Origin of the sequence: Stenotrophomonas sp. HMWF003 (genome assembly GCF_003061285.1) — a bacterium.
GTDB classification, from domain to species: domain Bacteria; phylum Pseudomonadota; class Gammaproteobacteria; order Xanthomonadales; family Xanthomonadaceae; genus Stenotrophomonas; species Stenotrophomonas maltophilia_AP.
In genome coordinates, this window is sequence record NZ_QAIW01000377.1 from 1,882 (window position 1) to 3,234 (window position 1,353).

Here is a 1,353-nt window from a genome sequence, read left to right on the forward strand (position 1 = left end):
CCGGCAGACTCAGCCCGCCACGTGCGGCCAGTTGCAGCAGCTCGCCGACCAGCCGGCGCTTGTCGTCCGGGGCCATCGCCTGGCTCACCTTGCTGCCCCAAAACCCCTTCACCGTGGCCTGCTTGAAGATCACATCGCCCGAGTTGAGCTGCATCGGCTCGCCGGTCATAGAGCCGAACGACACCAGCGTGCCGCCGTCGCCCAGCAGGGTCATCAGCTCGCTGCTGGCACGCCCACCCACCGAGTCCACCGCCGCGGCGATCGAGCCGCCGGCCACCCGCGCCTGCACCTGCGCCATCCAGTCCGACTGCGCGGTGGAGATCGTGTTGTCGATGCCCAGGGCCTCCATTTCCGCCACGCCGGCATCGCGCCGCACCAGGTTCACGCAGTGCACGCCGCGCGCCTTGGACAGCATCGCCAGCGCCTTGCCGACCGCGCCATTGGCCGCGTTCTGCAGGATCCACTGGCCCTCGCGCACCTGCAGGAACTCCAGCAGCATCAGCGCGCTCAGCGGCATCGCGATCAGCTGCGCCGCGGTTTCATCATCGATCGCGTCCGGCATCGGAATGACCATCTTCGCCGGTGCGATGAACTGCTCGGCCCAGGTGCCATGCACGGATGCGGCGCTGACCCGCTGGCCGACCGCAAGGCCCTGCACGCCTTCGCCCAGCGCGTCGATCACGCCGGTCGCTTCACTGCCGCCGACCGCCGGCAACGTGGGCTTGTAGCCGTACCTGCCGCGCACGGTCCACAGGTCATGGTTGTGGATGGGGGCCAGCACGGTGCGGATACGCACCTCGCCCGCGCCGGGTTCCGGGGTGGGTACCTCACCACCGTGCAGCACGACGGTGGGATCGCCAAAGGTGTCATGCAATGCAACGCGCATGGGAATTCTCCTGTTGCCAGTTCAATGGGGGATTGCCGGGCAGCACCCGGCCCTGCATGGGCACACACGGTGCCCGGAGGTGCGTGACCTCAACGCCGATGGCGGTGCGCGGCCACCACCGGCACGGTCGGATGACGCCACGCCCGCGTGCGCAGCATCAGCGTCTGCAGCACCAGCAGCGCGGCCACTGCCAGCGCCAGCACCGACACCGTATCGGCGCCTGGCAGGCGCCAGCCGGACTGCTTCACGTACACACCCACCAGCGCCCACACCACGGCAGCCGGATAGGCGAAATGCCCGCGCAGGCGCTGGTTCATTGCCCAGGCCAGCAGCGTCGCCAGGGCCAGCAGCACCACGCTCCAGCCGAACATGTCGCCGGTGGGCAACCACTGGTAGGCCACGATCACCTGGGCTGTATTGAGGAAGGCCGCCATCGTCAGCCAGCCGGCGTGCAACGCCAGCGGATA

At 69.0% G+C, this 1,353-nt stretch carries 1 protein-coding gene and 1 pseudogene; both read right to left on the reverse strand.

What is annotated here, in order from left to right:
• Positions 1-886: zinc-binding dehydrogenase (locus DBR34_RS15990; RefSeq protein WP_128097532.1), on the reverse strand; the 886-nt coding region annotated here is incomplete at its 3' end.
• 89 nt (positions 887-975) lie between these two features.
• Positions 976-1,353: pseudogene (locus tag DBR34_RS23425) on the reverse strand (hypothetical protein); the annotation flags it as partial.